The organism is Amedibacillus sp. YH-ame6, assembly GCF_053848845.1.
In genome coordinates this window covers 13,261-36,292 of the sequence record NZ_JBSPEZ010000020.1, presented here as the reverse complement: position 1 = coordinate 36,292, position 23,032 = coordinate 13,261, and the positions used below count along the sequence as shown (strand labels likewise).

Below are 23,032 nucleotides of genomic sequence, written 5' to 3'. Positions count from 1 at the left end.
AGGTATTTATTCCAATTAACTCCTTCCATCACTTTAAGAAAACTGAACACTGGATCAGAAGAATTTAACTTCTTTCCTAAATCCAGTGGTAAAATCATCTGTTGTGTAGTATAATCCATATTGTTGAGATACGGATAATTTAACTCTAACATTTCGATGTTTTCCATAGTTAAATTATACCAAAAAAAATACGTCGTGCTCTTATGAGTTTGACGTATTTTTTTATGTTAAGGCAGTTTTTTATTCGTTACAGCCTCTTTTTTCTATCTCCATAACACGCCCCACAATACCACCTTCCAACATAACTTTGATGCCTCTTGGATGGTTGCTAGAATTTGTTAGAATTCTAGCAACAACACCCTGTGTAAGCTTTCCACTACGTTGGTCTTGCTTTTGTACGACCTGTACGCTAGCACCTATTTGTATTTGACTACGATTTGTTATACTCATCGTTATTCTCCTTATATATTATTTACCACGAACGCCTTGCTTTGGCTTTCTTTGTGTATTCCCTTTTGCTTTATTAGCAAAGGGTTTGGGTGTCCCTTTACGCTTATCTTTTTTCGCATATGCATCTGGTTTTCCCTTTTTTGGATACTTCGTCTTTTTAGGAGTATCTTTTCCAGCTTCCTTACGATTACTCTGTTTCGCTCTTGGTGTACTACTTTTTGATGAGCGTTGTTTCTTTTTAGGACTTGGTGTTGTAATCATCATAGGATATCCATGATCACGATCCACTGGAATATTGATACGAATAAGTTTTTGAATATTCTTAACCAATTCTACTTCATCGATATCCGCAAAAGAAATTGAAGTACCTTCATTACCAGCTCTACCTGTTCTTCCTATACGGTGTACATACGCTTCTGCTTCTTGTGGAATATCATAGTTGAATACATGACTCAATTCATTCACATCAATACCACGCGCCGCTATATCCGTCGCAACTAAGACTCTGCTCTCTTTATTTTTAAAATTTGATAAAGCAATTTGTCGTGCATTTTGTGATTTATTTCCATGAATAATTCCTGTATCTATATTCTGTTCTAATAAAAACTTTCCTAAACGATTGGCATTGCTCTTGGTTCTTGTAAATATCAATGCACTTTCTACTTTTTCTTTCTTAAGCAAATCCAACAATAAGAATTTCTTATTCACCTTATCTACATAGTACAATGACTGCTTAATGTTATCTACAGTAGATGATGGAGGCGTTACTTCAATGGTAATTGGATCATGTAATAATGTTTGTGTTAAAGCTTTGATCTCTTTTGGCATCGTTGCACTAAAAAACAAGGTTTGTTTTTTAGCTGGAAGACTAGCAATAATGCGCTTCACATCAAATAGAAACCCCATATCTAACATACGATCCGCTTCATCTAAAATAAAGATTTCTACCTGATTGATACGTATAATTTTCTGTTTCATTAAATCCAACAAACGTCCTGGTGTCGCAATTAAAATATCAACACCTCGTTTAATTGCTTCTTCTTGAGGGCGTTGAGAAACACCTCCAAAAATCACTGTGCTTTTAATATTGGTATGTCTTGCATAGGCATGAATGTTTTCTTGTATTTGAATCGCCAATTCCCTTGTAGGAGTTAAGATCAAACTTCTAATCTTATTTGGTTCATGTTTGTGCAATCGTTGAATGGTAGGAATGGAAAATGCTGCAGTCTTCCCTGTTCCAGTTTGTGCACATCCTAAAATATCTTTTCCCAACAATGCATGAGGGATTGCTTTTTCTTGAATTGGAGTTGGCGTTGTATATCCTTGTTCTTCTACTGCTTTTAAAATTGCTTCGTTAATTTCTAATGTATTAAATTTCATAAGTTTCCTTTTCTATAAGCCCAAAAAAGCGACACTATTAAGCATCGCTTTCTTGCTACTTGTTTATGTCTAACATACAGTGTACCATAGATTGTCTAAAAAACCTAGTATTACTAATGTTTTCTGCAATTCCCATAGTATAACACCCTTATACTTTACAACTCATGATACTTCATAAGTATGAATTTCTATTCACAGATTGCTGGTACAAACAGCGTTGTTAAGTTATCCAACACGAAATCCTGATCGATTTCATATAAAGGCATCCATGAAAGAGATTCCTCTGAAGTTCCTGCTCCACGTACGACGCACACCCTATGCTCATCAGGGTACGCTTCCATTAAATCCATCTTCACTTCTGATGCGCTCATTTGATCATATACTTGAGGAACAATTAGATTCATAGATGGATTTAAACTATCTATGCGCATCGCTTGTGCATCCATCATCATAAATCCATCAATAGGATCTATATGAAGAGTGGCAAACATCGCATCTAGAAAACTTTGACCTCCTATGATTTTCACATCCACTTCTTGCATCAATACCTTTACGGCATATTCCGCAACGCAAGGATGTCCTGGAACTGCATATATAATATCTTTTGTTTTACTGGCGTTTTTAAGCGTCGATATAATTTCTTCATACACTTCTTCAAAGGTATCATATTTTTCATATACATCATCAAAGCTTGTATAAGGAATATGCTCTTCTTCAAAAAATGACATCATAGGATGATGATCAGTACGTAAATAAATCGGATAAGGCTTCTTTAAAAACCTCGCAACACCAATTGGTAACTGATCGACATCTCCAGCACCTAAACCCACAATATATAACATAATTACCTCTTTCTTAAGATATGATTCCTTAGTATTCTATACTGTATAGTATACTATAAAACAAACGTTTTCGTATACTTTTCTATACCGTAGAAAAGTATATCTTCTAGTGTTTCTTATGTGCATATAAAAAGTACACGCATTGTGTACTTTTTCATAGACTCTAAACTATACTTATTGTATACTTTTTAATAAATTCTCAACACTTTGTTTACTTACGACTTCATAATCACTTTCATGACCCGCAGGACCATAACAGTAATTCACACGTTCTCCACAAGTTGTTTCATCTTTGAACCAATCTTTACAAGAAGAGTGAATTTGTTCAACACCAGTATAAGCAATTAATTCTTTTGCGTTACCAGCATTTACTCCACATCCTGCTAGGATTTCAATTTGTCCTTTGAAGCGTGCTTGTAATTCTTTTAATACATCTTTTCCTTCACTTACATTAGGATAAGTTCCACTTGTAAGTACACGGTCTACTCCTAAATCAATAAGTGTTTGCATTGCTTTGTATGGATCACTCACGCAATCAAATGCACGATGATACACAACTTCTTTGCCTTTTGCTTTGGCTAGATCAATCAAACATTTACTTTGTTCAACATCGATATTTCCTTGCGCATCTAAGCATCCAAATACGATTCCGTCTGCTCCATGTTCCAACATATCTTTGCATTCTTCAACCATGACTTCAAAATCTTCCTTGATATAATGAAAACCTGCACCTCTTGGTCGTATCATTGTAATAACGGATAGATCCGTGTGTTGTTTTACCAAACGTAATGTTGCGACACTTGGTGTTAATCCACCCATATGCAATGCACTATTCAATTCAATACGTTTTGCCCCACCTGCTTGCGCCTGTAAAGCATCATAATAACTTCCGCAACAAATCTCTACTTGTATATCCATGATGATATCCTCCTATTTACGTACATTGTAATGCATTCCAGGAATCCCTGCACTTGTCATTTCATCAATGTCCAATACTTGTTCTAGTTTTTCTTCGCTCATTAAATCATGTTCTAAGATAAGTTCTTTTAATTTACGATTTTCTAGCAATGCTTGTTTTGCCATTTTTGATGCATTTGCATATCCAATATGTGGAGCCAATGCAGTCGCTGTTCCTAATGAGTTCTCCATAACTTCACGACAATGTTCCTTATTCGCAATGATTCCTACAATCGCATTGTCTCTTAATGTATAACATGCATTTGTTAGTAAATCTACCGATTGAAATAAATTATAGAAGAGCACTGGTTCAAATACATTCAATTCCATTTGTCCCGCTTCTGCAGCTTTGGTAATGGTTGTATCGTTACCAAACACTTGGAAACAAACCTGATTACATACCTCTGGAATTACAGGATTTACTTTTCCTGGCATAATAGAGCTACCTGGTTGACGTGCTGGTAATAAGATTTCACTTAATCCTGTTTTTGGTCCAGAAGCCATTAAACGGATATCGTTACACATTTTGGATAGATTTACAGATAATGTTTTTAATGAACCATGAGCAAATACAAATGGATCTACATTTCTTGTACCATCGACCAAGTCTCTTGCACTTGTAATATCCATTTGTGTAATTTCTTTTAAATAACGCACACATATTTTCTTATAACGTTCATCCGCATTGATTCCTGTACCTACAGCAGTTGCTCCCATATTCACAGATTTCAAATCTGAAAAGGATATTTTAATTCTTCTAATATCTCGAACAATACTCGTCGCAAACGCATGAAATTCTTGTCCCATACGAATTGGAACGGCATCTTGTAAATGCGTTCTACCGAGTTTAATGACATCATTAAACTCGATACTTTTATCCAATAGGGACTCTTGTAAAATCATCAATTCTTCCAACAGATGTTCTACTAAGAATAAAGCAGTAATCTTACCAGCTGTAGGAAAGACATCGTTTGTAGACTGTCCAAAGTTCACGTGATCATTTGGGTGAATGAAATCATAAATTCCAATTTCCTTGCCTGCTAATTGTGCTGCACGATTAGCAATGACCTCATTAGCATTCATATTGGTACTTGTTCCAGCACCACCTTGAATGACATCGGTAATAAACCATTCATCTAGTTTTCCCTCAATCACCTCATCACAAGCCATGACAATGTATTTCAATCGTTCATCATCTAAATGTCCACATTCATGATTGGCAAGTGCACAAGCCTTCTTAATCATTCCTAAAGAATGTATCATTTGTGGATGTGTTTTGATCATTGTGATAGGGAAGTTCTTTGTAGCACGTACGGTTTGTACACCATATAAGGCATTTTTAGGTACGGCGATTTCTCCCAGTGAATCACGTTCTATTCTGTATTCGTTCTCCATAGTTTTCTCCAACTTCTATTTTGCTAAGTTATATAAGCTTAACGCATATATTTTTGCGTTCATAATAATATCTTTGATATCCATCCATTCATCTGGATTGTGTCCAATTCCCTTTTGCCCTGGGAAACTTGGACCAAATGGTACAATGTTTGGCATTGCTTTTGCATAAGTACCTCCTGTTGTAGTAACAGGTGTTCCATCCATTCCACTAACTTCTTCATAGGCTTCTTGTAATGCTTGTACCATAAAACAATCTTTTTCAAAGCGAACAGGATCATAGTTATGAATCAATTCTAATGTACAATGTTCACCCATTTTCGATTGTATTTGTGCTTGTATTTCTTCAAGTGTACAACAAGCAGGATAGCTTAATGTAAACTTGAATTCCACTTCTTCTAAATGACTTTGCAAGTGATACCCTCTCATCTGCATTTCTCCGTATTCTTCATCGTGATAATCAATACCTAAACGATTGCCATTTGGTGCGCTTTCTAGGAAATAGGTTGTTACCACAGAGAAGAATTCACCTAAGTATTCTTTGGGCGCACTTATACGAAAATTAGCACGTCCTCTTTCTCCATATACAACAGGATATTTACAATCTGGTGTCCATCCCATGATAGGTGGCTTTTCTTTTTTAAGATAGTACGTTAAATCTTCAAAACCACTTTCTTCATCCGTACCAAACATGATACGAATCTGTTTTGACAACGGTAGTTGTAATCTTTTCAAAGCATAGAGTGCATATAAACAACTCATAATAGGTCCTTTGTTATCTAGTATACCACGTGAATAAATACGTCCATGTTCATCTGTATATCCACTAAATGGTGGATGTGTCCAACCAACACCTACTTCGACTACATCCAAGTGTCCCATAACTCCAACGTAGTCTTCACTTTCCCCATATTTTGCATATCCCACATAGTTGTCTACGTTCTCTGTTTCAAAACCAAGTCTTTGAGAAATCTCTAACGCTTTATCTAACGCTTCTTTGATTCCTTTTCCAAATGGTGCATCTACACATGGTTCACTTTTTACACTGTCAATTTTTACAACTTCTAATATTCCTTGTATCATCTCTTCAGAAATTTTATCAATTTCTGCTAGTATCTGTTCTTTCATATTACTTCTCGCTAAGTGGTGCCATTCTTGTCTTCATGTAGTTATCTAACCATTCTTTGCTAGCTTCTTCATGTACACATTTTCCATTTACATTCTTTGTTAAATACACAATTGGTTTTTGTGTTTGTGTTGCGACTGCGAAAGAGAATCCTTCAATGTTTGTAGATACACCCCATTCTCCTTTGTTGTTCATCGCAATCAACGATAAATCTCCTGCCTTACCACGACGTCTTGTTAATTCTTCATCCAATTGAGCAACCGCAATATCGCAAGCCTCTTGTGGATGTTTCCCTTCTTTCATCAAGCGCACGATTTCATAGGAGATACATCCTTTCATTAGATCTTCTCCTAAACCAGTAGCACTTGCTCCACCAACCAAACTATCCACATAGAATCCAGAACCAGAAATTGGAGAATCTCCAACTCTACCCTTCTTCTTCATAAACAATCCTGATGTTGAAGTCGCCGCTGTCATATCACCATGATTATCTAAACATACCATACCTACTGTATCATGTCCACTATATGGTTTAATCTCTAATTCTTGCACTTCTTTTACACGATTTTTGTAGTGAATCTTCGCACGATCACTCAACATGTTCTTACGCTCAAAACCTTCTTTATGTGCAAATTTCTCTGCGCCCTCACCAACCAATAAGTTATTTACTTTTTCTTTACTTAAACGGCGTGCAATACTAATTGGATTTGCGAAATCTTTGATTGCCGCAACAGCTCCTATATCAAGTGTTGTCCCATCCATATATGCCGCATCTAATTCTACTTCCATTTCTTCATTTGGAAGTCCACCATATCCTACGGATTTATAATATGGGAAATCTTCTACCTCTTTGATTGCGACTTCGATTGCATCTCCGCTGATACCATCGTTTTCAAGCATTTCACCAGCTTTGCTAATTCCTTCTACTGCCATTCTCCAAGTTGCTATAATACCCCACATATTCATTCTCCTCTCGCTTTATTTTCAGCTTTTATTCCCCTCTATTATAATACCATTTTAACACTTCTTTACTAAGTTCACTTCCTAAAACTTAGGAAACTCATTTTAATCTTTTACAAAGTTCATAAATCATGGAAATAAACATATATTTTCTTACCATTTTACTTGTTGGTAAAAGAAAATGCACCTCTTATATTGATGTAAGGGGTGCATTATTGCATTACTCTATAAATCCAAACATATGTTCAGGATGTTTTTCCATTTCTTCTAGAATCATGTGTTCATCTTCACAAATATGAGCAACTAAGTTTCGTTCTCCATCATTTTCAATATCCATCAAAATGATTTCCACTTCTCCACGATAATGCATTAAGTTATCGTTGACTACAACGACATCTCCACGATGAAACATCTTTTGTTCACAAGAGCGTGCAGGAATAGGTTCTTCTTTAAAGAAGAAACGTGGCAATGAGCTACGAATATAATAATCACTAGCATCTTGACGACCGGTATGTGGATAATTGAATAATGCTTTTCTTTCAATCTCACTGATTCCTTCTTCAAGTTGAATCTTAATGGTTGTCTTACTTAAATCTACATTCGACATTGCTTTCAATTCATCTTCACTAGCATATGTGTTCCCAATTAAAATATCATCGATCAATTCACAAGCCAACATATGACGTACTTGAACATCAATCGGTTTTTTACGGTGAACTTCAACCGTTGGTAAACCTGCGGATACAGGCCAAGGCCCAAATGTATTTGCTTCATTGCTAGATACAAAGGCTGCAGTACGTAAGCCTAAACTCTTCCATTTTTCATTTAACTTCATAAACAATTTCCAACTGATACCGCTGTATCGTTCTGGATAAAAATTATGACAAACAATCACATTATGCGGATCTGCCCCATGTTTCAATAAGTAATCAAGAGTAGAATCAGCACTTCCGTTAAATTCTATCTTTATTTGATATTCATTGTGTGTAATAGCACGATCTAAGAAATCATCGAAATGTCCATCCAAGCGAATGATATCTACTTGCATATCATGGAACACTTTCAAATCCAAAGGGGTCGCTCCTAAATGTTTGAATACTTCTGGATTGGTATCGACAGCTACTTCAAACCCTAATGCATGTGCACGCTTCATAAAATCTGAAAACTCTTCTATGATTTCTTCTTTTGATTTTTTTACTGATAATAAACAAGTAAAGATTCTAGTAAAACCATATTTTGCGGCTACTTCCATATAGGCTTGATCTTTTTCTGCTGTGGAATGCTCTGGGTATAAACTAATTCCTAACTTATGCATACAATGCCCTCCTAGTTGATATCTTTATTATACGCAAAAAAATAGAGAAACTTCTATACTTTATTTCCTAATGTTAGGAAGATTCAAAGAATAAAAGAAAAGGTGCTAATGCACCTTCCCTATAGATGAATGCTCATCTTATTTTTTAAATGTTTTAATCAATTTAATTGCTGTTTTAAGTACTTTTTCACCGTTCATCATACCATAATCTGCAGCATCAATAACAGCTACTGGAACTTCCTCTCCAAAGCGTTTGTTTGTTTCTTCAAACAAATACTTTACTTGAGGTCCAAGTAAGATGCAATCTGGATGTAATTGTTCTACGATATCACCAATCTTTGAATGAGAATATGCTTTTACTTCTAAAGGAAGATCATGAGCATTTGCTACATTCTGCATTTCTTGTGCTAACATACTCGTAGACATACCAGCGCTACAAAATAAATAAATTTTCTTCATACGTTTCTCCTTTCTCTTTATTTCAGCTTATTTTCAAGAGCCGTAATTCTCTCATAGCTTTGAATCAATTCACTCGCAATAATTTTAAAACCTTCTGCACTCATCAATTGATCTTCTGCATGAACCAAAAGCAAACAAGTTTCAACCTTTTCACCGCTTGCTTCTTGTTGAATCATTTTCGCATGAGCTTCGTGTCCTTGAAGGAAACTTTTTTCCCCTTCTTCAATCATTTCTCTAGCTTTTTCAAAATTTGCTTTCTTTGCTTCCTGTATTGCTTCTATATAGCTGGAGCGAGCCATTCCAACAGCTGAGATTATCTGAAAGCATTGCAATTCCAAACCTTCCATTACTCATACCCTCCTCTTAAGTGATCTTTATCACGCACCTTTATTATACTAGTCATGAAAAGAAAATACTTTTAACACCGTTTCCTAATGATTAGGAAATTGATTATGAAGCATTGCGCATACTTCCTAAGTCGTTAGGAAAGTCATCTACCATCCTTTTTCAAACCCATTCCCTTATAATATAAATATAAGAAAGAAGGTCTAACAATGAACACATATGAATGGTCTTTAGATGCTTTATATAAAGGATACGAGGACCCTAAATTTAAAGAAGATATGAAACAACTCCATGCACTACATGATGAACTGGAAACATTTACCGCTACACTTAACACACAAAGCGTTGCTCAAGCAATCAAACAAAGCATTGCTCTTTTGGAGAAAGAATGCGACTTATCGTACCGTTTACGTATGTATACAGTTTTACGTCAATCCGTAGATACAAGCGATACTTCTACACTTGGTTATTTAAATATGATCAATTCTAGAATTTCTTCCTTTTCCATGTATCGTTCTCAAATAAAAGAGTACTTAGCACACATTGATAACATAGATTGCTACATTGAACAAGATGATACTTTAAAGGAATATAGCTTTATGCTTCATGCGCTTAAAGACAAAGCATCCCATGCCCTTAGCAAAGAAGAAGAAGGACTTTTAGCAAGTGTTTCACAAACAAGCGTAAAAGCATTCAGTGATATGTATTATCATTTAACATCCAATGTTACTACGGAGTGTCTTGGTAAATCAATGACCTTAACACAAGTAAAAAACCTGTGTCATTCCACTCGTAAACAAGAGCGTAAAGAAGCCTTTATTTGTGAGATGAAAGCGTATGAATCCATCAAAGAACCCTTGGCTTTTTCTGTAAACAACATCAAGCGTCACCAACTTATGGAAGCGCGCTTACGAGGATATCAAGATCCTTTAGATAAAATGCTTCAAGATTCGTTTATGAAAAAAGAAACCCTTGATGCAATGTATGCTGCAGTGGATAAATACTTACCGAAATTCCATGAATACCTACGTTCGAAAGCAAGTATGTTAGGGTATGAGAATGGTCTTCCTTGGTATGATATTTACGCAACCATTGGAGAGAGTACAATGAGTTTCTCTATGGAAGATTGTGAACGTTATATTTTAAAACATTTCAAAACATTCTCAAATGATTTATATGATATGACAAAACGTGCAATGGATGAACATTGGATGGACTACCCATCCCATGCCGACAAACAAAGTGGTGCGTTCTGTGAAAATCTAGCTTGGATCAAACAGAGTAGAATCATTACCAATTATGGTGATACATTAAGCGATGTCATTACGGTGGCTCATGAATTGGGTCATGCTTATCATGGAATGATGGTAGAAGATGAACGTCCACTAAATAGAGAATACTGTATGCCACTTGCGGAAACAGCATCTACTTTTAATGAAAACATCATGTACAATGCCTTGATTCAAGATGCAGATGAAAAGAATAAGTTATTCTTAATTGATACGCAATTATCCGCTCTTTGTCAAAATATATGTGATATTACAACACGTTATACCTTTGAGAAAGCTGTATTTGATCAATGTGAAAGTAAGTTTCTATTCGCATCTGATTTACAAGAATTGATGTTGGATGCAGAAAAGAAATGCTTTGGTAATGGTTTGGACCCGGAATGGTTACACCCATTCCGTTGGATCACAAAAGTTCATTACTATATACCAGATATTGCCTTCTATAACTTCCCATATACTTTTGGAGCATTGTTCTCTAGAGGATTATATGCGATGTATGAACAAGAAAAAGAAGCCTTCCTTCCAAAATATCGCGCATTACTAAAAGCTTCTACTACCAATACAGTAGAAGATTGTGCACGCATTGCTGGTATTGATTTAAGTAAACCTGAATTCTGGGAAACTTCCTTAGCATCTATTACAAAACAAATGGATATGTTCTTAGAACTTGCGAAGGGACAATAACATGATAAAGTTCTTTAATTTACATGATGATATAGGTAGTGATATTTTTGAACATCGCATAGAACAACCCAATCGTCTAGACGATTATCATTATCCTAAAATGAAACAAGGTGGGATTGATACAACTGCAATTGTTTGTTGTTTCTCTTCTAGCGAAACATGGCAAGATATGATGGAGCAAGTCTTATATGTAAATGCATCCATAGAGCGAAGTGGACACTATTCCTTTGGTTATGATAAAGATATTCGTGTCTTTATTGCACTGGAGGGAATGTGTGGAATTCGTGATCAAGTAAGAAAAAAAATACAGTGGTTATATCAACATAATGTACGCATGGCATCTCTTTGTTGGAATGACCATAACGCACTTGCTTGTGGAGCAAAAAGTGGAAACATGCCACTTAGTGATTTGGGTATAGAATGTATTGAAGCAATGAATGAAGTTCATATGGCAATCGATGTCAGTCATTGTTGTGAGTGGAACTTCTATGATATACAACGCATTTCTACAACACCAATCCTAGCAACCCACAGCAATGTAAAAGGATTATTTCATCATTATCGAAATCTAAGCGATCCTCAAATTCAAGTAATACAAGAACATGGTGGTATTTTAGGTGCTCTTCCTGTTCGTTGGTTTGTGACAAGAGATGAATCCAAACAAACGCTAAAAGAATTCATCAAAATCATAGATTATATAAAAGAACGCTTTGGAACCCAACTTATCGCATTGGGATTTGATTTCATGGATTATATGGATGATCCTACTTGTATGGTAAAAGGATTGGATAGTGTAGCACATATTCAAAACTTAGCAAATCAACTGTTAGAGCATGGCTATTCACAAGAGGAAGTAGAGACGATTTGCTTTGGAAATGCAAATCGCTATATGGAAAGTTACCTGATTTACGAAAACGAAGAAGGGAAATAAATATATGAAAGTACTATTTGGTTATTTTAGTTCAGAATCTAACGAACATTCTCGCAGTCTTATGACATTTGATAAATTCGTCTTTAAGTTTGGAGAAGAAGCAATTCAACATGTGTCTTGTCGTAACATATTTGAAGATGCTGGAATTGAGTTAATTCCTAGTATTATAGCACGTGGACATCCTCATGGTCTTGTAACATATGATGCCTTTGAATTCATTCGCTCACGTTTACTTACGGAAGTAAAAGCACATATGCATGAAATAGATGGAATCTATTTATTCTTACATGGTGCAAGTAAAGTCATTGGACTTGAAGGAGGTTCGGCAGAACATGCCTTCTTAAGAGATATTCGAAAGATTATTGGTCCTCACATGCCTATCGCACTTGTGATGGATCCACATGGAAACTTATCACAAGAACTCGTAGACAATGTAAACATTCTTCGATGTTATCGACACTCTCCACATACCGACGCACTAGAAACATTTGCATTTGTCGCAGAAAAGTTCGTCGATTTATTAAAGAACAGAAGAAATATGCACCCTGTTTATCGTAAAGTTCCAATTATTATTGGAGGAGAAAAAAGTGTTTCTCTTGATGAACCTATGCTATCCATCAACAAGATGTGTGATGACGCTGAAAAAGATGAACGCATTCTAAGCGCTTCTTTCCATATTGGATATCTACGTCATGATGGTGACAAGCTAGGATGTTCTGTAGTCGTTGTTCCACAACGCGAAAAATATCGTGCATATGCGGAAGAAGTTGCAGATCAAATACGTGCCTTTGCATATTCTAAACGCCACGAGTTTCATTACCATGGAAATACTGGTCTCCCTGAGGAAGTACTAAAGAAAGCTGTTGCTCATACTGGTGGCACAGTGTTTGTCACTGATTCTGGAGATAATGTTGGCTCTGGAGGAGATGGTTTTAATACCTTTATCCTACAACAGATTTTAAAATTAAAAGATACAAATAACAAACGTTATCTGATAAGTGGCATTGTCGATCATAACGCCTTCAAAGAACTCTATGGAAAAGAAGTCGGAGAACATGTTTCTCTGCGTGTTGGTATGGATTTTGATGACCTATGTAAAGCAGTAGATGTAGAAGGGGTAATCATTGCCAAAGGCTTACCCGATGAAGGTTATGAACATAAAAAAGATATGGGAACTGCAATCACAGTGCAATTCGATCATGCGCCAGTCAGCGTTGTAATATTGAACGATGCGATTCAATTTTATGAACCACAACAATATGCTCGCTGTGGAATCACATTAGAAGATTATGATGTCGTTGTGGTTAAACAAGGATATATATCTGCTGAGTTTGATGCATATGGCGATTTATGTATGATGGCACTTACGCAAGGACCTACATACCAAAGAAGTGAACTATTAGAATTCAAACAAATTTATCGTCCAATGTGGCCATATGATGACTATGAATTAGAGGATATGTTATAAAAAGTTGTGCAAATGCACAGCTTTTTTCATGAGATAACTTTTTATAACATTCTATTCAAAGGAATATAAAAGCTATATATAGCTTTGCGAAATCATTCAAATTTATTAGGTTAGAGCTCAATTCATTCTCTACTTAGGAGGGGCATTATGCATATAGGAAAAATCTCATAACAGGATAATGCATAAAACGTAGAATTAGATACAAATCATACTTGAAATATTATATAATACATTTTAAAGAGGGATGATGAAATGATACTATATGTAGACGAAACAGAATGTGATGATTACTTTATCGTTGCAGGAATATTGACGGATTCTAAAGATAAGACGGATAAAATCTACAAGCAATTTAAAAAGAAGGTTAAGAATATCCCTTTATCTAAACGAGAGAAAGAAAAAATATTCATTGAGTTCAAATCCGTTTATTTGGATAATAAATATCAGAAAATAAAAATTCTAATGCTTAAGCAAATCAATCAATTAAACTATAAAATCATTTTTTCAATGTACAACAAGAATGGAAATAGGATGAATCAGGAAACAAAAGAAAAACAATATATCTTATTGCTCGATAATATAGTCTCAAAAACAAGCAAGAATATTGATATTATTTTTGATTCCTTTAATAAAAATAATTTTGAACAAAAAATAATTGATACTATCAAAATTCGTAAGCATGTAATATCAATTAAAAAACAAGATTCACGCTTAGAAGCAGGTATACAATTCATTGATAATATTTGCAGTGTTATACGTATGTATAAGACAAATGTAGAAAATGATTTTTATAAATTTATAGCAAATAACATTCTTGAAGTTTGACTTTTTTAATATGTCCAAATTGACATATATGCATAGTTATGGTATATTTTGGTTACAAAGAGAGTATGCTCTTTATGGATATGGCTTTCTGACCGCTTGAGGTTGGATGTGCAGATTGATGCGGAACCATATCCTTTTTTTATGAAATTAAAGCTGTCATTATCGGCAGAATAGATATATAACTATGTCTACGAACTTTAATTTAAAACACAAAGTAAATGTAATTTTAAATATTTTTTTCTTATCGAATAGAAATAGTAACTACATAATGGATGCTACGCTCATTCAAAAAAACCTTTTAGTTATCACAACATTTTAGTATGCCATATTTCATTTATTTACTCAGTTTTCTATAAATGAGATATCTAGTTTATGATACCATACGAAAAAGAGGAATCTATTATGACACATACCATAGGCTGTTTTTGTATCATCTTTAAATCCAATAAAATACTTTTAGTGAAACGAAAGGATTTTCCTTTGTGGGATTTACCTGGTGGAAGAAAAGAACAAGGAGAAAGTGAAATTGCTTGCGCCATTCGAGAAGCAAAAGAAGAATGTGGATACAGCATTTCTATTGATCAAGAAATTGGGCGTTATAAACGCTCGAAATATCAAGATACACAAGTTGTCTTTTCTACCCATGTTCTAGAAGAATGCATCGATTTTACAAGCGATGAAACTAAATGCATAAAATGGTTTCCATTGCATAAATTACCTTATAATCTTGTGCCTTATCGAAGATTGCAAATACAACATTATAAAAAAGGATATTCTAAACTTGAAATATCCCTTAAAGATCGTCACCCTTTATTAGTACTACAACGCTTTTATAAATTTCTGCATAAATAATGTACATAAAAAGTGTCTCTCGACACTTTTATTGTATAGAAGCTTTCATTGCTTTTAGTTTATCCCAATTTACACGACGGCAGAATTCTGCGATTGCTTCAACGGTTTGTACATAATCTTTGCGATGAATCATCAAACGATGAGAATGCATATAACGAGTTGGAATGCTTAACGTCATCGTTATGATACCATCAAATGCTTTATGAATATTATCCGCATCTGTTCCTCCAGCAGTCATCATATCATAATTGATATCAAGACCTAAATCACGACAGATATCTTCCATTTCATGTAGAAGTGCTTTATGTGCAATGATACCTGCATCCATCACGCTCAATACAACTCCTCCGCCAAGCTTTACTTCCCCTTTATCCATTGGTGTATCTAATGCAGTTGTAACATCTAATGCGATTGCGACATCAGGATGTATAAGGTTTGCGGCAGTTCTAGCACCACGAAGACCTACTTCCTCTTGTACGGTTCCTACAGCATACACATTGGCTTCATGATCATCGTTTTGAATGCGGTACAAAACATCCATAGCAAGACCTGCACATAAACGATCATCCCAAGCCTTTCCCATTAAATAATTCGGATTGTTCATAACTTCGAACGTTGTATCTGGTGTAATCATATCACCAATTTGAATACCTAACTCTACTACTTCTTCTTTGTTATCAACACCCAAATCCAAAAATAAATCCATTGGTTTGATAACCTTTTCTTTTACTTCCGCTGGAAGTCCATGAGGTGCACTTGATCCAACCACTCCATGATATCGTTTACCTTCTTTGGTAGTTACATATAAAGTTTGGGAAGGAAGCACATGTCCCCACCAACCACCAACTGGTAACATTCTAATATAACCTTGTTCATCAATTTCACGTACCATGAAACCAACTTCATCCATGTGTCCACAAATCATAACTTTTGGTCCATCTTTATGACCTTTTTGCAATCCTACAATGGAACCTAAATTATCATATGTAATCTCATCACTGACTGGTGTTAACCATTTTTTCATGACACGACTAACTTCTTTTTCACATCCAGAAATACCATGAGCTTCACTCATTTCTTTGATCATTTCTAGATTCATTTCTCCATAGGCTTCTTTCATAGAAACCTCTTAGCGATTTTCCGCTTTATAAGCGTTAATTTTTTCTTCATCAAGAGATTGGATAATGGAAAGTATAGCTGCTTTTGCACATTCATAATCACGTAGATCTATGATGCTGTTTCCAGTATGACCATTACGAGCACAAATACATGCGCTTAAGGTAGGACACCCAGAAAATAATTTATGAATCCATGCAGCATCCGTTTGTGCCATATTATAAAAGTATTGATATGGAAGTTGTTGTTTTTCACATGTTTGTACAAGTGTATCCAATAACATACGATTTGGCATCATGCCCTTATCATAATAGCGAACTAAAATACCTTTCCCTAATTGTCCAACCGCATTCTCTTTTCCACTTATATCATTGGCAAAGCTACAATCCATAACAATACCCATATCAGGATGGATCAAACCTGTTGCTGTTGTTCCACCACGAATTCCAACTTCTTCTTGAACAGTTGCGCCAATGTATAAATCTACATCTAATTCGATATCTTTAAGTGCTTTTAAAACTTCAATTGCCATAACACAACCATAACGATTATCCCATGCTTTTGAAAGAATACGATGTCCATCTTTTAATACCACAAATGGACCATCTAGCACAGCACTATCCCCTACTTTAACACCCCAATCATTTGCCATAGTATCGCTTTCTGCACCAAAATCAATCAACATTTTCTTTACATCACAGGAAGCAATATCATCACTATCACATACGATATTACCTACCAACTCTGTACCATTGCTAGCTTTCACACGTACTCGTTGTGCATGTAAACTTTGTGGATTGATTCCACCAATACAAATGAATCCAGCTAATCCATTTTTCTTAATACTAGTAATCATAAAACCAATTTCATCCATATGTCCACATACCATAACTCTTGGAGCATTCGGTTTTTTACTCTTCTTTACTGCAAATATAGAACCTAGATTATCATATACAATTTCATCTGCATAGGATTCCATATGTCTTTTCATTATATGTGAGACTTCTTTTTCATCTCCAGAAATACCAATTACCTGTGTTAATTCTTGCATCAATGCAAGTGTTTCATTTAAATACATAAACGCACCTCTTTCTCTTTTACAAGTTCATTATAAGCCTTTTTTTCATAATGTATATGAAGTTTGTTTCCTAATGCATAGGAAACAAGAAAAGCAGCGAGAAAGCTGCTTTTCTTTGAGTTAATAGGAGTTTGCTTTTTAATGATATGCGTGTTCTTTGATCATTTCACTTACATCTTCTTTTTTCGCAAGTGCAAGTGCAAATTCACACATCATTGTTAAGCTTTGTGGTAAACCTGTACCACCTTTTTTAGGCATTTTAAGAATTGTAACATGATTTTTAAATTCTTCAATTGCCTCACTGCATTCCTCTGACATAATGGCAAATGCAGGAATATCTGTTAGTTCATTGATTACTTGTGCCGTTTTTGCAGCCATTTTTCCATAGTTTCCATAATTGAAGCATGGTCCACAAATAACAACATCAGGATTTAACTTTTTACTCATTGCTGCAAATTTCTTTCCGTTTGTTTCTGGATCTTGCGCGAATGTTCCATCTCCACAATATAGAGTAGCACAAATGCTACCACCCATTTCTGTTAAAGACTTTTCAAACATGTGACAAGAACCTATCGCCATTGGCTTTCCACCCATTGCTAAATCTGGACTTTCTTTACCACCAAGTCCTGCTTGCGTCTGATCAAATACCATCAATACTTTCATTTTATTGTTCTCCTTGTTTTCTTTTTTGTAGCAGAAGTAATGCTTTCTTTAGTACTTTTTCACCATCCATCATCCCATAATCTTCTTGAGAGATTAACATCACAGGTGTATCTTCATCATAATTCTTTTTCGTTTCATTGAATAAGTACTTTACCTGTGGCCCTAATAGGATGATATCCGGATGTTTTTCATCTACGATACTTTGCATTTTCTTATAGGAAAATGCAGCAACTTCAATTGGTAACAGATGCTGATTTGCACAGTCTTGCATACGACTAGCTAATAAGCTCGTAGACATTCCCTGATCACAAAATAAATAGAATCGTTTCATAAAGCATCCTCCCTTACACTACTATTATAAAACTTTATCACGAAAAATTCATCCAATTATATTTCCTAGTTATTAGGAAATATAAAAGAAAGAGATAGCGTTCGCTATCTCTAAATCTATACGTTTATAGATATACCTGTTTCCTGTTGGTTTATCTTTTTTTTATGCTTTTCCTGTAGAATTCTAATCGTTATTTTGATATTTTCAAATTATCGAAAGGTATACGATTTGAAATTCTTATAGGTCATCCAATGATAAATCATCGAATGAAATATCTTCGTCGTCTGTTCCTTCTGCATTTTCTTCATCATGTAAGTACCCTTTATCAAGTGCTTTGATGAATGGGAAGTAAATACAACATCCGATAACAAGTAAGATAATCTGCCACACAGCTGCAATCCAACTTCCTGTTGATAACCAACCAGAGAATCCAATTGGAGTTGTCCAAGGTAAGTTTACACCTGTTGTTCTAGGTAGAATTTCTGCCACTGTTAAGAAATATGAAGTACATAAGTTAAACATTGGTACAAAGATAAATGGAATAATCATAATTGGGTTCAATACAATTGGTAAACCAAAGATGATTGGTTCATTGATTCCAAATACTCCTGGAACGATACTTAAACGACCTAATACTTTAATACGTTCTGATTTACAGAATAATAACATACAAATTACAAGCGATAGTGTACTACCTCCACCACCGAAGTTCGTAAAGAAATTCGAGAACGGATTTGTAAAGATATGTGGTAATTCATTGTTTGGTGTACCTGCTTCAAAGGCGATTAATTGATCCGCAGTTAATACGTTACCAATAAAGAACACTGAGTTCATTACGGCTGGACCATTGATACCAAAGAACCATAAGAATGTACACATGAAACTATAGATAGCATTTGCTCCTAATGTGTCTCCTAACCCTTTCATAGGTGTTTGAAGAACAGTAAATACGAATCCCTGTGCAGTTTCAAATGGAGTGAACTGGAAGAAGATACGAATTAAGAAACATACTAATAATACAACAGCACTTGGAACTAATGCAGCAAATGAATCTGCTACAGCTGGTGGAACACCTTTAGGCATTTTGATTGTCCAACCTTTTTTGTATACCCAAATAAATAGAAGTACACAAAGAATTGAACAACATAGAGCCATAAAGATACCATTCGTACCAATATTATCGAAAGATAAACCAGCAAATGCACCTTCTACAACGACTTCTCCTGCATCATTTGTAGCATCGTGAATTACAGGTTGTAAGATAAAGAATGAAACTAAGGCAACTGCTGCACCTTGAATTTTATCCCCTTTAAACTCTCTCGCCATTGCATACCCAGTACCCAAACAAGTAAGTAACGCTGTACAGTTGAATGTTGCACGAGATACGGCTTTAAACCATTCTTCCCAGCCTGCCCCAAAGACACCTGTCCAGAAATTTGACCATCCTGGAATAGGGAAGTTAGCAATCAGCAAGAAGATTGAACCAACGATCAACAATGGTGTAGCAATTAAGAATCCGTCACGAATAGCGATCAAAACTCTGTTTTTACTCAACACGTCAGACATTGGCATAAGAATTTTTTCGAGCTTGTCAAACATTTTAATTTCCTCCTCTTTAAACTTCTAAAAAATTTAATAGTGCGCACTAAACTTTTTACAACCTTATTATAATAAAAGTTTATCTTTCACAACATGAAAATGATTTCCTAAGGTATAGGAAATCCTCTTTTCCTAACCAAAACATGAAAATAAACCTTTATTTATCGACTTTTTTTGAAGTCAAAATAAAATTATAAAATCCGTTTATATTCTTGACGAAAGATAAAAGCAGTGATTTCTCACTGCTTTCTTACTTCTATTCTTTTATAATGCGTGATATTTTGATCCTTCTTCAGCAGGAAGCATATATACTTTTGTACCTCCAAGATAATCGTGGATCATACGACGATTGTAATTCGTTAGGGTGAGTAAAAAGGATAAAAATGTCATGAAATATGTGACATATCCAAAAAAGGAAGGATAATCAATATGTGCTGTTAGTACTACCAATTGTACAATATATGTGGTCGTAAACACCGCAAGTTCAATAAAAGTCATAGCGATTACATTTCTTAAAAAGAGCGCTTTTGCACTTACTTCAGAATTGTCCATCATTACAATTTTATATTTTAATAATCGTTTTGCAGGTGTTTGTCCAGGCCATACCTTCCATGGAATATATACATAATAGAAGATATAAAATAAGAATACAAAGAACGTAATAATATATGCCCAATACAATGGAATACCTGCTAAAATCTGTGTAGTATTTGTAGAACCCGTTAAACATGCTTGAATGATAACGAGAGGAATCACACAGAAAATATTAGAAAGTGCGAAATCGATTAGGTACCCAAAGAATCTTCGGATATTACTAACAGGTGGATGCTCTGTATCTTTTACGATTTGTTCTTGTTTTCTTAGAAGGGCAATACTTAAGCGGTCAATCAGACCTAATTTCTTTTCTCTATACTGCGTCTTTGTTTCTTTATAGTTCGTTGTGGTCTTTGTCTTTGCCATAACTTTTCTCCTTACTCAACAATACGTGCAATAAAATCATTGTAATCACGACTTTCTAAAAGTGTCGCAAAGCGATTAGCATCACTCACTGCATTGCTCAACCAATCAAAGAATAATTTCAACATCGAACGATCTTCTTCATTGATAGCCAATAAAATTACTAGTTTCACTTCAAAAGGTCCCCAAGGGATTGGATTTTTTAGGATTGCGACCGATATGTTAGATTTAATACTCATTACATTAAAGCTATGTGGAACTGCAAAACTATACGCAAATGAAGTTGCGGATAAAGATTCTCTTTTCAATACGGATTCTTTAAAACCTTCTGGAATGTATCCAGCTTCTTGTAAGTTATCACACATATAGTTGATCACTTCTTCATGAGTTGTTAAATCCACATCCGTGTAGAAGAAACGTGGTTCAATCATTCCTGAAATTCCTTCTTCAAACTCTTTTTGGAAACGTTTTTTATCCAATAAGTTCAATGCTTGAAAGATACGACTTTCATCTTCCAAATTCACAAAGAGTGATATTTGTATGGTTGCGATATCTAAATCATGTTGTAATGGTAACGTTGTTAAAATCAAATCTGGTTTAGCATCTAAGATGGTTTTTTGTTCAAAGAAATTCAAACAATCCACAATTCCCATACGCTCACCAAATCTATTTTCTACCTTACGAACACACATATTACTTAATGCTTGATCATGTGGATAAATCATAATTACACGATACTTCCCTGAAAGATTCGCGCGTTCAAAAGCAGATCCTAAATGAAGTGACAAAAATCCAATTTCATTTTCGCTGATGACTTCATTTAATTGTTCTTCAAGATAACGTGCAACTCGTATCCCCATTTCAAATACAAGAGGATATTTACGTTTAATTTCTTGTAGGTATACATTTGATACATCAATCTTTTTCATTTGACGTTCCATTAAGGATTGCATATGCATTTTCAATCCAATGCGCAAATCGACGTCCTGTGCAAAATCAATATCAAAATCATCATGGATAACTTCCAACATACCATCGATGATTTCATCACTCGTTAAACTATGATGGGATTCATGAACCAAATCTTTTGAATAATTCGTTCCCTTTTTCCCCATCAATAACAAAGCCAATAACGCTACTTCATCTTCTACGATTTCAATGCGAATTTTTTTCGCAGTATTTTGGAAGAACTCACAAGCAATTTTATACTCTTGACTTTCTTTCAATTCATCGTTGTTTCTTTCCGTTTGTATGTAGTTATGTCGTAAAATTCTTTCAATCGCAATTCCAACATGTACCATTAACATTGGAAATGCCATTTCTCGTACATGAAAATTATATTTGTTGAATGTTTGTTCAAGAGTATCTTTCACAACCAACAAATCAAAATCATTATACAAAGCCGCAAGGTTATTCAAGTTTAAGAAATTCCCTTGTGTTTCTTCTGCTAATAAATCTTTATATAGTTTACGCTTACTCTCTTCACTTCCTTCCAAATGGATGAAGTTCTTAGAACGTACCAATTTTAAATGTTCGTAGGGTTCAATCATTTTCTTAATACGTTTGATATCGTTATCTATGGAATACTCACTTACAAATACTTGATCTTGTAAGTTTGTAATACTTAATTCATTTCGTTGAAATAAGAGCTGTTGAATAATATACACACAACGTTCTTGTGGTGTTTGGGCAATTGGTTGCTCAATCTCAATATTGAGTGTACGAAGAATCTCTTGATTCAAATGATATCCATAACGAAGATTTGATTCAATCAATGCATTTTCATAATAACGGTTGATGGAATCGATATCTGAACGTACTGTACGATCCGACACATTTAAAAGTTTCGATAACTCTTTTCCAGTAATCCAATCGTTAGAATCATTCATCATCATGATAATTCTTTCTTGTCTTTTATTTAGTCCCATATTGTCAATCCTCTCTTATGATATTATATAGAAAAATTTCCTAGGAATAATTTAACATAATTTCCTAGCACTTAGGAAGTATTGT

General features: G+C 34.8%; 22 protein-coding genes. 5 read left to right on the top strand and 17 right to left on the bottom strand.

The window, feature by feature from the left end:
* Window positions 1–240: 240 nt before the first annotated feature.
* The 10 genes from ACWG0P_RS12350 to ACWG0P_RS12305 form a co-directional block, all read right to left on the bottom strand.
* A complete protein-coding gene (locus tag ACWG0P_RS12350; RefSeq protein WP_455801965.1) occupies window positions 241–450 on the bottom strand; it encodes a YwbE family protein in 210 nt (69 codons plus the stop codon).
* An 18-nt stretch (window positions 451–468) separates the two neighbouring features.
* Window positions 469–1,830, bottom strand: a complete 1,362-nt coding sequence (locus ACWG0P_RS12345) for a DEAD/DEAH box helicase (RefSeq protein WP_455801964.1) — start codon at window positions 1,828–1,830, stop codon at window positions 469–471.
* Between the two features lie 188 nt (window positions 1,831–2,018).
* Complete coding sequence (locus tag ACWG0P_RS12340; RefSeq protein WP_455801963.1) at window positions 2,019–2,672, bottom strand: SAM-dependent methyltransferase; 654 nt, start codon at window positions 2,670–2,672, stop codon at window positions 2,019–2,021.
* Between the two features lie 174 nt (window positions 2,673–2,846).
* The gene (locus ACWG0P_RS12335; RefSeq protein WP_455801962.1) at window positions 2,847–3,590 is read right to left on the bottom strand and encodes a copper homeostasis protein CutC; all 744 of its coding nucleotides are present in this window, start codon (window positions 3,588–3,590) and stop codon (window positions 2,847–2,849) included.
* A gap of 12 nt (window positions 3,591–3,602) precedes the next feature.
* Window positions 3,603–5,024 carry an aspartate ammonia-lyase gene (locus ACWG0P_RS12330; RefSeq protein WP_455801961.1) on the bottom strand — a complete coding sequence of 474 codons (1,422 nt, stop codon included), beginning with the start codon at window positions 5,022–5,024 and terminating at the stop codon, window positions 3,603–3,605.
* 15 nt (window positions 5,025–5,039) lie between these two features.
* Window positions 5,040–6,149: a Sapep family Mn(2+)-dependent dipeptidase gene (locus tag ACWG0P_RS12325; RefSeq protein ID WP_455801960.1), complete on the bottom strand. Its 1,110-nt coding sequence runs from the start codon at window positions 6,147–6,149 to the stop codon at window positions 5,040–5,042.
* A gap of 1 nt (window position 6,150) precedes the next feature.
* Window positions 6,151–7,107, bottom strand: coding sequence for a N(4)-(beta-N-acetylglucosaminyl)-L-asparaginase (locus ACWG0P_RS12320; protein WP_455801959.1), 957 nt, complete (start codon window positions 7,105–7,107; stop codon window positions 6,151–6,153).
* A 220-nt stretch (window positions 7,108–7,327) separates the two neighbouring features.
* Window positions 7,328–8,422: a DUF871 domain-containing protein gene (locus ACWG0P_RS12315; protein WP_455801958.1), complete on the bottom strand. Its 1,095-nt coding sequence runs from the start codon at window positions 8,420–8,422 to the stop codon at window positions 7,328–7,330.
* Between the two features lie 138 nt (window positions 8,423–8,560).
* Window positions 8,561–8,881 (bottom strand): PTS sugar transporter subunit IIB, encoded by a 321-nt coding sequence (locus ACWG0P_RS12310; protein ID WP_455790390.1) that lies wholly within the window; start codon window positions 8,879–8,881, stop codon window positions 8,561–8,563.
* A 17-nt stretch (window positions 8,882–8,898) separates the two neighbouring features.
* Entirely contained in the window at window positions 8,899–9,228 is a 330-nt protein-coding gene (locus ACWG0P_RS12305; protein ID WP_455790391.1) for a PTS lactose/cellobiose transporter subunit IIA, read from the bottom strand.
* A gap of 207 nt (window positions 9,229–9,435) precedes the next feature.
* On the opposite strand from ACWG0P_RS12305, the gene ACWG0P_RS12300 reads away from it, so the two are divergent.
* From ACWG0P_RS12300 to ACWG0P_RS12280, 5 genes are all read left to right on the top strand, one after another.
* Window positions 9,436–11,199 carry a M3 family oligoendopeptidase gene (locus tag ACWG0P_RS12300; protein WP_455801957.1) on the top strand — a complete coding sequence of 588 codons (1,764 nt, stop codon included), beginning with the start codon at window positions 9,436–9,438 and terminating at the stop codon, window positions 11,197–11,199.
* Between the two features lies 1 nt (window position 11,200).
* Window positions 11,201–12,130, top strand: coding sequence for a dipeptidase (locus tag ACWG0P_RS12295; protein ID WP_455801956.1), 930 nt, complete (start codon window positions 11,201–11,203; stop codon window positions 12,128–12,130).
* Between the two features lie 4 nt (window positions 12,131–12,134).
* Window positions 12,135–13,598, top strand: a complete 1,464-nt coding sequence (locus tag ACWG0P_RS12290; RefSeq protein ID WP_455801955.1) for a M81 family metallopeptidase — start codon at window positions 12,135–12,137, stop codon at window positions 13,596–13,598.
* A 252-nt stretch (window positions 13,599–13,850) separates the two neighbouring features.
* Window positions 13,851–14,423, top strand: coding sequence for a DUF3800 domain-containing protein (locus ACWG0P_RS12285; RefSeq protein ID WP_455801954.1), 573 nt, complete (start codon window positions 13,851–13,853; stop codon window positions 14,421–14,423).
* A gap of 402 nt (window positions 14,424–14,825) precedes the next feature.
* The gene (locus ACWG0P_RS12280) at window positions 14,826–15,275 is read left to right on the top strand and encodes an NUDIX hydrolase (protein ID WP_455801953.1); all 450 of its coding nucleotides are present in this window, start codon (window positions 14,826–14,828) and stop codon (window positions 15,273–15,275) included.
* A gap of 28 nt (window positions 15,276–15,303) precedes the next feature.
* Here the strand turns inward: ACWG0P_RS12280 and ACWG0P_RS12275 are convergent, their stop codons facing one another.
* From ACWG0P_RS12275 to ACWG0P_RS12245, 7 genes are all read right to left on the bottom strand, one after another.
* Window positions 15,304–16,395, bottom strand: a complete 1,092-nt coding sequence (locus ACWG0P_RS12275) for a M42 family metallopeptidase (RefSeq protein ID WP_455801952.1) — start codon at window positions 16,393–16,395, stop codon at window positions 15,304–15,306.
* 9 nt (window positions 16,396–16,404) lie between these two features.
* Window positions 16,405–17,469, bottom strand: a complete 1,065-nt coding sequence (locus ACWG0P_RS12270) for a M42 family metallopeptidase (RefSeq protein ID WP_455801951.1) — start codon at window positions 17,467–17,469, stop codon at window positions 16,405–16,407.
* A 138-nt stretch (window positions 17,470–17,607) separates the two neighbouring features.
* Window positions 17,608–18,132: a GrdB-related putative oxidoreductase gene (locus ACWG0P_RS12265; RefSeq protein ID WP_455801950.1), complete on the bottom strand. Its 525-nt coding sequence runs from the start codon at window positions 18,130–18,132 to the stop codon at window positions 17,608–17,610.
* A gap of 1 nt (window position 18,133) precedes the next feature.
* A complete protein-coding gene (locus ACWG0P_RS12260; RefSeq protein WP_455793050.1) occupies window positions 18,134–18,463 on the bottom strand; it encodes a PTS sugar transporter subunit IIB in 330 nt (109 codons plus the stop codon).
* 237 nt (window positions 18,464–18,700) lie between these two features.
* On the bottom strand, window positions 18,701–20,062 hold the full coding sequence (locus ACWG0P_RS12255) for a PTS sugar transporter subunit IIC (RefSeq protein WP_455801949.1): 1,362 nt from the start codon (window positions 20,060–20,062) through the stop codon (window positions 18,701–18,703).
* A gap of 264 nt (window positions 20,063–20,326) precedes the next feature.
* Window positions 20,327–21,022, bottom strand: coding sequence for an RDD family protein (locus tag ACWG0P_RS12250; RefSeq protein ID WP_455801948.1), 696 nt, complete (start codon window positions 21,020–21,022; stop codon window positions 20,327–20,329).
* Between the two features lie 11 nt (window positions 21,023–21,033).
* Window positions 21,034–22,947: a BglG family transcription antiterminator gene (locus ACWG0P_RS12245; protein ID WP_455801947.1), complete on the bottom strand. Its 1,914-nt coding sequence runs from the start codon at window positions 22,945–22,947 to the stop codon at window positions 21,034–21,036.
* Between the last annotated feature and the right edge of the window lie 85 nt (window positions 22,948–23,032).

Bases quoted from the DNA above. Each gene is read 5' to 3' on its own strand.
- ACWG0P_RS12265 (WP_455801950.1), bottom strand. From the start codon at position 18,132: ATGAAAGTATTGATGGTATTTGATCAGACGCAAGCAGGACTTGGTGGT.
- ACWG0P_RS12260 (WP_455793050.1), bottom strand. From the start codon at position 18,463: ATGAAACGATTCTATTTATTTTGTGATCAGGGAATGTCTACGAGCTTA.
- ACWG0P_RS12255 (WP_455801949.1), bottom strand. From the start codon at position 20,062: ATGTTTGACAAGCTCGAAAAAATTCTTATGCCAATGTCTGACGTGTTG.
- ACWG0P_RS12275 (WP_455801952.1), bottom strand. From the start codon at position 16,395: ATGAAAGAAGCCTATGGAGAAATGAATCTAGAAATGATCAAAGAAATG.
- ACWG0P_RS12300 (WP_455801957.1), top strand. From the start codon at position 9,436: ATGAACACATATGAATGGTCTTTAGATGCTTTATATAAAGGATACGAG.
- ACWG0P_RS12325 (WP_455801960.1), bottom strand. From the start codon at position 6,149: ATGAAAGAACAGATACTAGCAGAAATTGATAAAATTTCTGAAGAGATG.
- ACWG0P_RS12250 (WP_455801948.1), bottom strand. From the start codon at position 21,022: ATGGCAAAGACAAAGACCACAACGAACTATAAAGAAACAAAGACGCAG.
- ACWG0P_RS12295 (WP_455801956.1), top strand. From the start codon at position 11,201: ATGATAAAGTTCTTTAATTTACATGATGATATAGGTAGTGATATTTTT.
- ACWG0P_RS12270 (WP_455801951.1), bottom strand. From the start codon at position 17,469: ATGTATTTAAATGAAACACTTGCATTGATGCAAGAATTAACACAGGTA.
- ACWG0P_RS12280 (WP_455801953.1), top strand. From the start codon at position 14,826: ATGACACATACCATAGGCTGTTTTTGTATCATCTTTAAATCCAATAAA.
- ACWG0P_RS12345 (WP_455801964.1), bottom strand. From the start codon at position 1,830: ATGAAATTTAATACATTAGAAATTAACGAAGCAATTTTAAAAGCAGTA.
- ACWG0P_RS12310 (WP_455790390.1), bottom strand. From the start codon at position 8,881: ATGAAGAAAATTTATTTATTTTGTAGCGCTGGTATGTCTACGAGTATG.
- ACWG0P_RS12340 (WP_455801963.1), bottom strand. From the start codon at position 2,672: ATGTTATATATTGTGGGTTTAGGTGCTGGAGATGTCGATCAGTTACCA.
- ACWG0P_RS12320 (WP_455801959.1), bottom strand. From the start codon at position 7,107: ATGTGGGGTATTATAGCAACTTGGAGAATGGCAGTAGAAGGAATTAGC.
- ACWG0P_RS12350 (WP_455801965.1), bottom strand. From the start codon at position 450: ATGAGTATAACAAATCGTAGTCAAATACAAATAGGTGCTAGCGTACAG.
- ACWG0P_RS12305 (WP_455790391.1), bottom strand. From the start codon at position 9,228: ATGGAAGGTTTGGAATTGCAATGCTTTCAGATAATCTCAGCTGTTGGA.
- ACWG0P_RS12245 (WP_455801947.1), bottom strand. From the start codon at position 22,947: ATGGGACTAAATAAAAGACAAGAAAGAATTATCATGATGATGAATGAT.
- ACWG0P_RS12315 (WP_455801958.1), bottom strand. From the start codon at position 8,422: ATGCATAAGTTAGGAATTAGTTTATACCCAGAGCATTCCACAGCAGAA.
- ACWG0P_RS12285 (WP_455801954.1), top strand. From the start codon at position 13,851: ATGATACTATATGTAGACGAAACAGAATGTGATGATTACTTTATCGTT.
- ACWG0P_RS12330 (WP_455801961.1), bottom strand. From the start codon at position 5,024: ATGGAGAACGAATACAGAATAGAACGTGATTCACTGGGAGAAATCGCC.
- ACWG0P_RS12290 (WP_455801955.1), top strand. From the start codon at position 12,135: ATGAAAGTACTATTTGGTTATTTTAGTTCAGAATCTAACGAACATTCT.
- ACWG0P_RS12335 (WP_455801962.1), bottom strand. From the start codon at position 3,590: ATGGATATACAAGTAGAGATTTGTTGCGGAAGTTATTATGATGCTTTA.